The organism is Thalassospira sp. MCCC 1A02491, assembly GCF_001613785.1.
In the GTDB taxonomy this organism is placed as follows: domain Bacteria; phylum Pseudomonadota; class Alphaproteobacteria; order Rhodospirillales; family Thalassospiraceae; genus Thalassospira; species Thalassospira povalilytica.
Map to the genome: position 1 here is coordinate 1 of NZ_LPVX01000009.1, position 11,883 is coordinate 11,883.

16 protein-coding genes are annotated in these 11,883 nt (G+C 55.1%); 10 read left to right on the forward strand and 6 right to left on the reverse strand.

What is annotated here, in order from left to right; genetic code table 11:
- The 3 genes from AUQ42_RS04270 to AUQ42_RS04280 all read right to left on the reverse strand — a co-directional run.
- On the reverse strand, positions 1 to 537 hold a 537-nt coding region (locus tag AUQ42_RS04270), incomplete at its 3' end, for a TRAP transporter large permease subunit (protein ID WP_197460777.1).
- The gene (locus AUQ42_RS04275; protein WP_197460778.1) at positions 534 to 1,070 is read right to left on the reverse strand and encodes a TRAP transporter small permease; all 537 of its coding nucleotides are present in this window, start codon (positions 1,068 to 1,070) and stop codon (positions 534 to 536) included. The genes AUQ42_RS04270 and AUQ42_RS04275, both read right to left, overlap by 4 nt.
- A 132-nt stretch (positions 1,071 to 1,202) precedes the next feature.
- Positions 1,203 to 2,213, reverse strand: a complete 1,011-nt coding sequence (locus tag AUQ42_RS04280) for a TRAP transporter substrate-binding protein (RefSeq protein WP_068517859.1) — start codon at positions 2,211 to 2,213, stop codon at positions 1,203 to 1,205.
- A gap of 149 nt (positions 2,214 to 2,362) precedes the next feature.
- Between AUQ42_RS04280 and AUQ42_RS04285 the strand changes: the two genes are divergently transcribed.
- A complete protein-coding gene (locus tag AUQ42_RS04285; RefSeq protein WP_068517990.1) occupies positions 2,363 to 3,397 on the forward strand; it encodes a LacI family DNA-binding transcriptional regulator in 1,035 nt (344 codons plus the stop codon).
- Positions 3,398 to 3,433: 36 nt separating this feature from the next.
- Here AUQ42_RS04285 and AUQ42_RS04290 read toward each other — a convergent pair whose 3' ends face one another.
- Positions 3,434 to 3,748, reverse strand: coding sequence for a hypothetical protein (locus tag AUQ42_RS04290; protein ID WP_068517861.1), 315 nt, complete (start codon positions 3,746 to 3,748; stop codon positions 3,434 to 3,436).
- Between the two features lie 624 nt (positions 3,749 to 4,372).
- On the opposite strand from AUQ42_RS04290, the gene AUQ42_RS04295 reads away from it, so the two are divergent.
- The 8 genes from AUQ42_RS04295 to AUQ42_RS04330 all read left to right on the forward strand — a co-directional run bounded on the left by AUQ42_RS04295 (position 4,373) and on the right by AUQ42_RS04330 (position 9,718).
- Positions 4,373 to 4,798, forward strand: a complete 426-nt coding sequence (locus tag AUQ42_RS04295; protein WP_068517862.1) for a hypothetical protein — start codon at positions 4,373 to 4,375, stop codon at positions 4,796 to 4,798.
- Between the two features lie 2 nt (positions 4,799 to 4,800).
- Positions 4,801 to 5,292 carry a hypothetical protein gene (locus AUQ42_RS04300; RefSeq protein ID WP_068517865.1) on the forward strand — a complete coding sequence of 164 codons (492 nt, stop codon included), beginning with the start codon at positions 4,801 to 4,803 and terminating at the stop codon, positions 5,290 to 5,292.
- A 300-nt stretch (positions 5,293 to 5,592) separates the two neighbouring features.
- Entirely contained in the window at positions 5,593 to 5,832 is a 240-nt protein-coding gene (locus tag AUQ42_RS04305; RefSeq protein WP_068517867.1) for a hypothetical protein, read from the forward strand.
- Positions 5,833 to 5,834: 2 nt separating this feature from the next.
- On the forward strand, positions 5,835 to 7,472 hold the full coding sequence (locus AUQ42_RS04310; RefSeq protein ID WP_082817729.1) for a portal protein: 1,638 nt from the start codon (positions 5,835 to 5,837) through the stop codon (positions 7,470 to 7,472).
- Positions 7,469 to 7,732 carry a hypothetical protein gene (locus AUQ42_RS04315; protein ID WP_068517869.1) on the forward strand — a complete coding sequence of 88 codons (264 nt, stop codon included), beginning with the start codon at positions 7,469 to 7,471 and terminating at the stop codon, positions 7,730 to 7,732. The genes AUQ42_RS04310 and AUQ42_RS04315 overlap by 4 nt, the downstream gene beginning before the upstream one ends.
- Positions 7,725 to 8,426 (forward strand): hypothetical protein, encoded by a 702-nt coding sequence (locus AUQ42_RS04320; protein ID WP_068517871.1) that lies wholly within the window; start codon positions 7,725 to 7,727, stop codon positions 8,424 to 8,426. The genes AUQ42_RS04315 and AUQ42_RS04320 overlap by 8 nt, the downstream gene beginning before the upstream one ends.
- A 139-nt stretch (positions 8,427 to 8,565) precedes the next feature.
- A complete protein-coding gene (locus AUQ42_RS04325; protein ID WP_068517872.1) occupies positions 8,566 to 9,381 on the forward strand; it encodes a phage capsid protein in 816 nt (271 codons plus the stop codon).
- A 61-nt stretch (positions 9,382 to 9,442) separates the two neighbouring features.
- Entirely contained in the window at positions 9,443 to 9,718 is a 276-nt protein-coding gene (locus tag AUQ42_RS04330) for a hypothetical protein (protein ID WP_068517873.1), read from the forward strand.
- A 15-nt stretch (positions 9,719 to 9,733) separates the two neighbouring features.
- Here AUQ42_RS04330 and AUQ42_RS15760 read toward each other — a convergent pair whose 3' ends face one another.
- Complete coding sequence (locus AUQ42_RS15760; RefSeq protein WP_156480829.1) at positions 9,734 to 10,366, reverse strand: hypothetical protein; 633 nt, start codon at positions 10,364 to 10,366, stop codon at positions 9,734 to 9,736.
- Between the two features lie 57 nt (positions 10,367 to 10,423).
- On the reverse strand, positions 10,424 to 10,825 hold the full coding sequence (locus tag AUQ42_RS04340; protein WP_156480830.1) for a hypothetical protein: 402 nt from the start codon (positions 10,823 to 10,825) through the stop codon (positions 10,424 to 10,426).
- Positions 10,826 to 10,960: 135 nt separating this feature from the next.
- On the opposite strand from AUQ42_RS04340, the gene AUQ42_RS04345 reads away from it, so the two are divergent.
- A complete protein-coding gene (locus AUQ42_RS04345) occupies positions 10,961 to 11,539 on the forward strand; it encodes a hypothetical protein (protein WP_068517876.1) in 579 nt (192 codons plus the stop codon).
- Positions 11,540 to 11,883: the final 344 nt, after the last annotated feature.

Genomic DNA, 11,883 nt, shown 5'->3' on the forward strand with positions numbered 1-11,883 from the left:
CAGAACGGCGGGCACGATCCCGGCGATCAGCAGCTTGACCGCCGATACGTTGGAAACGGATGCAAAGATAATGATCGGAATGCTGGGCGGGAAAATCGGGCCGATGGTCGCGGCCGCCATGGTGATGCCCGATGCAAATTCGGCGGAATAGCCCTGTTTGCGCATCATCTTGATCTGAACCGCGCCAAGCGCCCCGATATCGGCAAGGGCCGCACCCGACACGCCCGAGAAAATCAGACTGACCAGAACGCTGACCTGTGCGGTGCCACCGCGGATCCAGCCGACCATCATGCGCACCAGTTCGAACAGATGGTTGGTGACCCCTGACAGGCTCAAAAGATTGGCCGCAAAGATAAACAGCGGCACGGCCAGAAGCGGAGTTGAATCAAGGGCATTGACCGTGCGCTGGGCCAATACCGCCATTGGCAGGTTGAACAGGATCATGACAACCGCCGATGACAGGCCAAGACAGACCGCAATCGGCACCCGGATGATCATGAGTGCGAGAAACAGGATAAGAAGGGTTGCACTCATCATTTGCGGGAATCCCCAGAAGGCGTATTCGCCGAAACGTGATCGGCCATTTCTTCGGCGATGGCATCGGCAATCGGGTTGCTTGCATCTTCGGTTTCATAATCGGTTGCCGGTTCGGTGCGCGTGACCAGACGATAGATCGCAATCACCAGCAGCAGCACAATCGCAACCAGAACCGGGGCATAAACCGCATAGTTCGACAGTTTGAGCGACGGGGTGGAAAATTTGCCCGCACGGATCAGAAACTTGTAAAGACCGAATGTGAAAATCGCGGCAAACAGGGTGATCAGCGCATAGTTCGAAAACCGCAGGATCGCCTTTCCGGCCGGGCGCAGCGCACTATAAAGCAGATCAATCGCGATATGGCGGTTGTGCAGCATCAGGGCCGGAACGGCAAAGAACACCAGGGCAATATTGGAAATGCGCGACAGTTCATCCGCCCAGGGCAGGCCAAGATCAAACAGATTGCGCAAGATCACCTGACCGACCACCAGCACTGCCATCAGACCCAGCATCAGCATGGACAAAGCGGTCATGATCCGACAGATGCGGTCCAGTCCCCGGTAGATCGGGGAATTCCTGTACGGCATAACGATACCTGAATAAAAGCGGGAAAAGGGCGGGCGACACCCCTGAACACAAGGTTCCCTGACGTCGCCCTGATCGTCTTATTTTACAGCAGCGATTTCTTCGAAATACTTGCTGTATTTTTCGTCAAAGCGCTCGTGGACCAGTTTCTCCACACCTGCGCGGAAGGCCGCAACATCAAGTCCGTCATCCGGACCAATGATGGTCATGCCGGCATCTTTAAGCTTCTGAAGGTCGCTTGCCTCGTTTTCGAGGATCATTTTCGATGCTTTCTGACGGACGGTTTCGGCCGCCTTGTTGATGGCATCCTTGATGTCTTGCGGGAAGCTCTGCCACAGGTCTTCGTTGATCACGACGATTTCGGCCGCCGAAATATGACCGGTCAGCATCATATGTGTCTGAACGTCATAAAGTTTGTGGTCAACCGCAACGTTTACCGGGTTTTCCTGGCCCTGAACGATGCCGGTGGCAAGGGCGGTCGGGACTTCCGACCAGTCAACCGGAACCGGTGCCGCACCCAGACCTTCGACCGCGGTCAGGTAAACCGGGGACGGAATGGCGCGGATTTTCACACCCGACAGATCATCAGGCGTCTTTACCGCCATATTGGCGGTCAGCTGACGGGTGCCGAAATAAAACGCATACAGAACCCGCATGCCGGTATTGTCGATCAGACCCTGATTGAGGTCGGCCATCACCGGGGAATTGATATCGACCACTTTCATCAAGTGATCGTAATCGCGATACAGATACGGGGTATCAAGAACGCCGAAATCCTCGTAAAGCGAGCTGATCGCGCCAGCCGTATTGTGCGACAGCGCGATCGAACCCATCGAAACGCCTTCGGCCAGTTCCTGGATTTTGCCAAGCTGGGATGACGGATAGACATCAATCTTGACCGCGCCATTGGTGTTTTTGGCGACTTCTTCGGCCAGCCAGTCAGCCTGCATGCCGACAACACTGGTCGGGGAATTCATGTGGCCGTAGCTCAGTTCATATTCCTGCGCCTGTACGGCATGTGCCATGACCGTAAAGGATGCGGCAGCCGCAAGGGTCGTGGCGAGATGGCGAAACTTTTTCCGGATGACCATGGTTTCCTCCCGTGATGGTCTATGAGTGCTTTTAACCTGAATCTGCTCGGGTGTGTTTTTGTTTTCCCTTGAATAGTTGCAGAATACGTGAAACATTTTGCCTCATCAAACATCATAAAATGATGTGTTTTGATGTTTTTGAGGATGGAATGCCAAAGACAACCGGGCCTGTAATCAAGGATATTGCTGACCTTTCCGGTGTTTCACCGGCAACGGTGGACCGCGTTTTGAACAAACGTCCGGGGGTGCGTGAACGCACGGCAAAACGGGTTTTGCAGGCCGCAAGCGAACTTGGCTATTTGCCCGAAAATGACATGGCCGAAGTGTTCCGGCCCAAACCGATGCGCGTGGTGTTTTTGTTGCCGTCGGGCACGAACCCGTATCTGCAATTGCTGGGCGACCGGATCAAGGCCGCGGCCGAGGCAACGACGGGCTATAACATCCGCGCAAAGTGCTTTTTCATCGACAGTTTCAATCCGCAACTTCTGTCCGAGGCACTCCGCCAACATGGCGAAAAGGCCGATGGCATTGCCTTTATGGCGATTGATCATCCGCTGGTGCGCGAAACCGTGTCCGAACTTCAGAATGCCGGAAAGCACATGATCACGGTGGTTTCCGACATTTCGGGCGTGCCGCACGCGGCCTATGTCGGGCTCGATAACCGTGCGGTGGGGCGCACCGCCGGGTATTTGCTGGGCCGCTTTAACGGCCAGAAACGTGGACGGGTGGCAATGATTGCGGCCAGCCGCACCTATCGCGCCCATGAAGAACGTGAAATGGGCTTTTTAAGCCTGATGGAAGAAGAATTTCCCGAACTGCGCGTGGTCGCAGCCCGCGAAGGCCATGATGATCGCAGTGAAAACTATCTGCACACCAAATCCCTGCTTGAAGAATATCCCGATCTGGTCGGGATTTATAACGTCGGCGGGGCGTCGGACGGGGTGGCGCGCGCCTTGCGCGAAAGTGGCCGGGGGCGCGATATTGTCTTTATCGGTCATGGGCTTACACCCGATACACGCCGCTTCCTGCTTGAAGACATCATGGATGTCGTCATCACCCAAAGCCCGGGTGTGATTGTTCAGAATGTGCTGCGAATCTTTGAAAACCTGCGCGCCGGCCATCCGGCCGACCGCGACGTCGCCAAGCTGACCATGGAAGTGGTGGTTAAGGAAAACCTGCCGTGATTGCAAGCGATCCCGCGTGAAATTGCTGGCCCTTACCTAATCGCAGAAAAAGCTGGTCCTGCGATATCCGTCGACAATGTAGTCGTCCCCGACTTTCCGTGCGGTCAATGTGTGGATACACGAATCCGAATACGGGACATAGGTTGTTGTGCCTGATCCTGACACCGGCACATAGCCGCTGGTGATCACATTCCACTGATAGGCGCGTCGCCCGTCGTCAAGTTCCAGAATATTTATCGGTGGCCCGTAATCAAGAATCGGTTCTGTGATCGAACCGCCAATGTAACCGTTCATGGCCTGGCTGGTGCAGCTTGCCAAAGCCAGAAGTACAACAAAGACGAATGCTTTCATAACTGCCCCGCCTGACATGGTTTCCCACGCAAGTGTCGCATACAAGCTACACCAAATCGAGATTTAGAAGGCGACGGCCAGCCCAAGCTTGCAGATCCGCAAGCCGGGTTTGACTGATTGTGCCGCACCTGTCTTGTGCGAATGTCCGATACGATGCCTTTCCTTGCCTTTCTTCGGGTTTTTGGCGGAGCGGGAAATTTCATCTTGATTTCAACAGGTTGATGGACTTGCGGGCGTCGCTATTTCCGATCCGGTAGTGGAGTCTGTTCTTTTGAATAGGAAATTAATCCTTTACAATGAGAACAAAAAGGGATTATAGCTTGTGCATCAACACCGGAACTGCATCCAGAAATAGGGGCTGAACTGTCGATCTGACGGACAGGGGCAGCTTTGAAAATGCAACGGGCTTGAACCGTTGCCGGAATTGGGCGGTTTGACCGTCTGTGGGGAAATCACAAACCTGTATCCATCGATGCGACGCGCACGTCTTGTGCGTGCGATGGGATGTCTTTGCCTTTTTCAGGCCGGTTACGGCCCGATCAGGGTTCGGCACGGGTCTGGGACAGCACCCGGGGGATTGCATGGTCGGCGTTGCAAGGAGAATTCAGCAAGCAGGAGGGCGACGTGACCGAACAACGACTTTTTCCCAAACCATTGTCAGAACGTGAAATTACGCCCTTTGCCAGTGCCCGGCAGGCGTGGTTCTGGTTCGTGCGATGTCAAACCGCACGGATCGAAGGGGCGCGCGTGGTGGCCGATGCCGGCGAGGTGGTCCGTCCATGCGATCCCGATGATGTCTATAATGCGGTGATGCGTCTTAAACAGGCCGGAACATTGACCGACCGGCATTTGCAGGTTCTGGAATATTTCGGGCTGGTCGAACGCGAACCCGATCCCCGTGACCCGCGCGAAAAGGGCAAGGATGGCTTGTGGCGGCATGGCATGGCGGCGCTTGAAAATGTGCTGATCAGCCGGGGCATTGTGACGCGCCGCCGGGATGAGGATTTCCATCATGACGAGGTGATGGTCGAACTGGGCGGGGATTTGTAACCATGCGGGATCTGATTTTTGAACAGGCCCGGACGGCCGGTATTTCCGGGGCGTCAATTGACGGGCGCGCAGACGCGGGAACGCCACTTGATCAATGGGTTAGCCAATCCACATCCGAGCGCGAAGTATCGGTTCTGGTGGTGTTTGCCGATGCCCCGGAAAAGCGGTTCTTGCGGATGCTGAAACCCGGGTTTCGCCATTGTTTCGTTCTGGTATCGGGGCTGCGGGCCGGGGAATGGATCTGTCTTGATCCGCAAAGCCACCGGGTGAAATGCGAAAGCTGGTGCTATTCCCCGATCTTTGATCCGGCAGCCTATTACCGCGGGATCGGGCATCATTGCATCTGGGCGCATTACCCGCAAATCGTCACGCGCAAGGTCCGGTTCGGCCCGATGAGCTGTGTCGAGCTGGTCAAGCGATTGCTGGGCATTTCGGCCTTCTGGATTGTCACACCCTGGCAGCTTTATCGATATCTATTGCAAAAAGGTGAGTAGGCAGCCGGAACGGGTCAGGTTTATTTTTCTGAAAAATGTTCTTGATTTGTTCTTTTTATGGTGCTATAAGAGACAAATCAACGCCAGAACTGCGCCCGCAGGGTTCCGACCCTTGCGGGCGTTTTTGTGTTTGGCCGCAAGATTTTGGTCACAAGATTCTGGATCGGGCCTTGTTCCTTTGCGGGCGGGTCTTCGTTCCCTTCGCGCAGCTGTTTTGGGCGCGCTCACCCCCGCAAAGGCGGGGACGGTGCAACATGCACGTTTGCAACCATCACCAAACTTCAAAATCCGGAGACCGCAATGGGAAGCCTGTTTTCAACGCCAAAGCCAACAGCGTTTGGCAACCCGGTCGCAGCAACCAGCAGTGAAACCGGGACCGATACGCAAGCCAGTGCCGAAACAGCGGCCAGCGAGGCGCGCAAGGAAGCCCTTGAACGGCGGCGATATGGGCGTTCGAGCCTGATCACCACAAGTTTTCGCGGTCTTTTGAATGACCGGGTCAGCGGGCTTGGCGGTGGCAAAAATCTGTTGGGGGAATAGGGATGGCAAAAAGATCGCGACATGCAGCACGGCGGGCCCGCGCGGTACCGTCAGCCACACATAGCAACGTAACCGCGAATGCCGGTTTGGCCGATGACCCGCGCCTGGGTCATATGTCCGGGGCCGGTTCGGATGCCGGTAACAACGGCGGCGGACAGATCAGTATTTCCGGCCTGCGCAACCGGTATCAGAAGGCCGTGGCAAGACGGCGCAACTGGTTTTCCCACTGGCAGGAATGTTATGAATTTGCCCTGCCGCAACGCAATGGCGCGGCCGAACAGACAAGCGGGGGCAAGCGCCTTGACCGGGTGTTTGATGCAACTGCACCCGACGCGGTCGAACAGCTTGCCGCAAGCCTGATGGCCGAAATCACCCCGCCGGCCGGTGGCTGGTTTGATCTGGAACCGGGCGGCAATGTTCCCGGTGACGATCGACAGGTTCTGACCGAACAGCTTGGCCGTGCGGTCCGTATTCTTCAGGGGCATTTTGACCGGTCAAACTTTGCGGTCGAAATGCATCAGGCATTTCTGGATCTGGTGACGGTGGGAACGGCGTGCCTGCGCCTTGAAAAGGCCGATTTGCACAGCCCGTCGGCCTTTCGCTTTACCGCAGTACCGTTGCGCGATCTGGCGTTTGAAGAACGATCAGATGGCAAGATGGATGCGGTATTTCGCAAATTGTCGCTGACCCGCGACGAAATCAGAACCAACTGGCCGGATGCGGTGAATATGCCCGAACGCGAAACCGCCCGGGACGATGCCGACACCCTGAAACGCTTTGCCGTGATCGAGGCGGTTATTCCGGCCGCAAACGGGCAAACGGGATACGACATTTGTGTCTTTCGCGAAGAAGGCAGCGCATCGCACGGTGACCTGATCTATCGCGGGCAGTTTGATGTATCGCCCTATATCGCCTTTCGCTGGATGAAGGCCCCGGGCGAGATTTATGGCAGATCGCCGGTGATGAAGGCGCTTCCTGATATCAAGACCGCGAACAAGGTGGTTGAGCTGGTGCTTAAAAACGCGTCGATCGCGGTGACCGGCATCTGGCAGGCTGATGATGACGGGGTACTTAATCCCGCCACCATTCGACTGATCCCCGGAAGCATCATCCCCAAGGCCGTCGGGTCGGCGGGCCTTAAGCCGCTTGATGCGCCGGGCCGGTTTGATGTGTCCGATCTGGTGTTGTCGGATTTGCGCGATCGCATTCGTCGATGCCTTCTGGCCGACCGGTTGGGACAAGTGGATCAACCGGGCATGACCGCGACCGAGGTGCTTGAACGGGCATCGGAAAATGCCCGACTTCTGGGGGCGACCTATGGCCGGTTGCAGGTGGAACTGCTTTATCCGTTGATCCGGCGGGCACTTTATATCCTGACCCGAACCGGGGAACTGCCCGACATTCCGATTGACGGCGATGTGGTGGTTTTGCGCCATTCCGCACCATTGGCACAATTGCCAAGACGGGTGCAGGCGGGCCAGGCGCTTGACTGGTTATCGCGGATCGCAACCCTTGGCCCCGATGCGCTGGGCGAGGTTGATCTGCCGGTCATGGTGCGCTGGCTTGCCGATCAGTTTGGCGTGCCCGACCATTTGTTAAAGCCTGCCTTACCCCCGCTTGTGACGGAGGAACTGGCATGAGCCGCATCAATGGCTGGGACTGGTTCGAACCACAAGGTGACGAAATGACCGAAGATGGGCGCGATCACTGGCAATCGTGTTTTGCCAGTGATGCCGGGCAAAAGGTCATTCGTGAACTTGAACGTCAGATCCTGCAAACCGCGCTTGGCCCGGATGTCCCGGCCAGTGCGATCTGGATGCGCGAAGGACAAAGGGCACTGGTCTTGCAGATCAAACGTCTTGCCAGGACCGATATAAAAGGGGAAATCGCAGATGACTGACGCAGCATCACACACCCGGATGCCCGAAAGGGATGATGTTTCCGATAACGGTGCGAATGCCGGTTCCGGCGCAACCGACGTTTCCGCATCACAAAGTTTGAGCCCGCAAACAGACGCGGCCAATACGGGGCTATTGGGGGATGAACCGCAAGATTTGCCCGATGGGTCAGGTGTTCCGGATGTTCCTGCCAGTGCCGAGGATTATGTGATTTCGGTCGATGATGTGCTTGGCGGTGTGGATGCCGATCTGAATGCGCGGTTGCATGCGGCCGGGTTCAGCAATGATCAGGCCCAGCTGGTTTATGATCTGGCTGGTGAAATCCTGGGTCCGATGATGGCCGATATGGATCAGGCAACCCGGCGGGCAGCCGATCGCGCGGCCCTTGCCCAGCAATTTGGCGGTGCGGCGCAATGGCAAAAGCTGGCCCCGCGGATCGAACAATGGGGGCGGGCCAATTTGCCCGATGCCGCATTTGATACACTCTGTCAGACCCGTGACGGGGTGCTGGCCCTTCATCGCATGATGACACAGGCCGGTGAGGCCCGTCTGGGGCAGGGTGCCGGCGATGGTGATCCGTCCGATCTGCGCTCGGAAATCCGGGCCAAGATGAATGATCCGCGCTATTGGCGGGATCGTGATCCGGCCCTGATTGCCGAAGTCCAGGCGGGGTTCGCCCGCCTTAACAATACCTGATCCGTTACCTGCTTTGACAGGGGGGTGAAAACAACATCACGGGCAGACGCCTTTGGTGATCGGGGCTCTGTGTCCCGATCACGAATTCCACGGATCCTGTTTTGGGATATCTCACATTTGATACAGGGGGTTAGTGATAATGAGCGATACGATCGATCAAAGTTTTATTGATCATTTTCAGGCCGATGTGCATCAGGCCTATCAGCGCATGGGCTCGAAACTGCGCAATACGGTGCGGGTCAAGAACGCGGTCAAAGGCGCAACCACGGTTTTCCAGAAAGTCGGCAAGGGTACGGCAACCACCAAGGCCCGCCACGGCAAGGTGCCGGTGATGAATGTCGATCACGAAGCGGTGCGCTGCGATTTGCGTGATTACTATGCCGGGGACTGGGTTGATGCGCTTGATGAACTTAAAATCAACCATGATGAAAAGATGGTTCTGGCCAATGCCGGGGCCTATGCGCTGGGCCGCAAAACCGACGAACTGATCATCAATGCCCTGGTGCAGACCGATGATCTGATCCCCGATAATGCCGAGGGCATGACACTTGAAAAAGTCATGATGGCATTCGAAGGCCTTGGCGAACGCGATGTCCCCGATGATGGGCAGCGTTATGCGATTGTCGGCTGGAAACAGTGGTCGGAACTGCTTCAGATCGATGAATTTTCCAATGCCGACTATATCGGGGATGATGACCTTCCCTGGAAGGGGACGCAGGCCAAACGATGGCTCGGGACGCTGTGGATGCCGCATTCGGGCCTTCCGGTGGCAAGCGGTATTCGGTCCTGTTTCTGGTATCACCGTACCGCGATTGGCCATGCCATCGGGTCCGAAGTGCAGTCCGATATCACCTGGCATGGCGATCATGCGGCCCATTTCGTCAATAACTCCATGAGCCAGGGGGCAGCCCTTGTTGACGGGGATGGCGTGACCTGCCTGCAGGCCAAGGAATAGGTCGTCAGGTGCTTTAGCAACCTTAACTTTTCTTACCATTGAAAAACACAGGAGCCCCTGAATGGCAGAAGGTTTCAAAGCCAGAAACCTCAGTGTTCTGGCCTATGCCAACGGTTTTACCCTTTGGCACTACATCACCCCTGATCTTGCCGCCGATGTTGATACATCGGGTTATTTTGCCGAAGCGCGCGACATGCTGCGCGTCGGTGATTTCATCATCGCCAACACCAATCGCGACGCCACCATGTCGGGCGGCCTGTTCGTGGTGGCAAGTTCCGGTGCGGCGGGCGTTGATGTCCGCGACATGACCGCGGTCGGCACGTCCAATACCGATTAAAAGAAGAAACCAAAATCATTCTTTAGGTAAGGAACGATCATAAAATTCTACTCTTCCTATGAAAAGAACTTCCCTGACGGATGGCTTGCTCCATTGCTTTCCTAACGACGTTAGCTCATAGGCTTCTGCTGGAAGCCCCTGCCAATAGGCGTCAGAAATATGATTGATCGTTTGGTCACTTTTTCCGTCAGGGCCACGTAAATAGTCAATCCAAGCCGCATCATGAATGGAATAGACATAAGGTCCCCGTGTCTTAACTTTACGAAGTACTCTATTTCCAACATGCTCTGGATGAGCGTCTTTGTATAGTTGCGCATCCTCCTCGGAATTTAGCAGGAAAACAGCATTCAAGCGGCTTGGATATTGAGGGTAAAGTGCCGCACGTTGGTTTTCCAAGTTGTATTCGTGCAGATAAGCCCACACCACTCCAAGCGTGAAGGGGCTAAAGTCACCAGTAAATGGGGGATTGAGGATGAAAGGCGCATTGGGGAGTTCACCGTCGTTAGTTCTAAAAATTCCAGCAGAACTAAAAGACCCAATCGTACAAACGTGGTGTTTTACTAAGAAATTCGAAAAATCTAACCAAACCCAAAAATCTCTGACATCTTCTCCCTGTGAGAGGTTTCCGTGCATCTGTTGCATTTCCATTCTAATAATTTTGACGTTGTGGTTTTTCTGTTTGAGCTAACAATTTCAATCTTTTCATCAGAGAGCCTCTAACTTTTGAAAAATTGGTGTTCGTTCAGGTCCAGAGTCAATAGGGAGTTGAGTTAGCTTACTTGCGGGGCCCGGTTTTCCGAGCCTTGTTTCAGTTCCGGCTGTTTTCGGCTTCGGCCTTTTGGGCGCGGTATTTATGGCGCGGTTGCGCTGTTCATAGGAAACTTCGGGTTCGATGGTTTCGCGCCATTCGCGGGCATCGAGATGGCCACCTTCCTCGGCATATTCATAGGACAACATGATTGCATAGATGCGCTGTGACATGGCGTCACCGGCATAGGCATCGCGCCGGATCATATTACGCGTTTCATCTGCACGTAAACCCGATACGGGCAGCATAGCAGCAATCAGGACGGCAAGGTTTCCAGCTGCAAGCGAAGAACGGGACATGCGGGCTCCAACAAAGGCGGCCATTCTTACGGATCGTTGACCATGATCGCTTTGGGCGACCGATTGGCCTGATTTTGACAGTAAATCAATTTGAACGGCAACTGAAATTAACCGGACACAGAGGAGGAAAACAACATGGCACTCGGTGATATCGCGCTTTGTGCGCGCGCCATGGTGATGATCGGGGCAAGTCCGGTCTCATCCTTTGACGAAGACAGTGCCGAGGCCGAAATTGCCCGGCTGCTCTATCCGACGATCCGCGACGGGATGCTGGCAAGCTATCCGTGGCGGTTTGCCGCGCGCGGCTCGTGGCTTGCGCGATTGGCAACGGCGAATGACGGGCGCGATCCTGGCGATGGCAGCGCGTTATTTGCCCTGCCACGCGATTTCATCCGGTTGCTTTCACTCGAAAATGAGGGTGGGAAAATCACCCGGTTCGAACTGCGTGACCGGGCCGTGCTGTGTGCGGGGGAAACGGCGCATCTTTCCTATGTTGCCCGACTGGCCGAGGGCAGTTTTCCACCGTGGTTTGATCTGGCCCTGATTGCGCGGCTGGCAGCGGAATTTTGCCTGCCACTGACCGAAAGCAGTGCCAGGGCGGAATATCTGTTCAAGCGATCGGAAGAGCAGTTTCGCGAAGCCCGCCTTGCCGATGCCCAGCAATCCACCCCGCATGCGATTGATGATTTTTCACTGATATCGGCCCGTGAATGATAGTTACTTTGGAGTTGAAAGGCATAGGGATGCTAGGTAACTAGGTGTGTTATTTGTTCAAAAAAAACGTCTTATTTGACGAAAAAATCTGAGTTTTGAGGTGTGCCATAGTGGTTTTAGGGCTTCATTTTGCAACGATTTGACGGCGGGAAAAGTGCAGTAAACTCTCCCTTAACAACAATTAAGCGGTCATGTTTGTGCGAAAAGAAAAGTAGATGTTTCGCACTTTTTTGATTCATCCTATAGTTGACAGGCAAGACTTTTGAGCTTAATTAAATGGCGTCCGGTAAGGCCTTTGTAAGCGTGTTTTAGGACATAAGCTGAGTGTATCTTGGTCGCCCAAA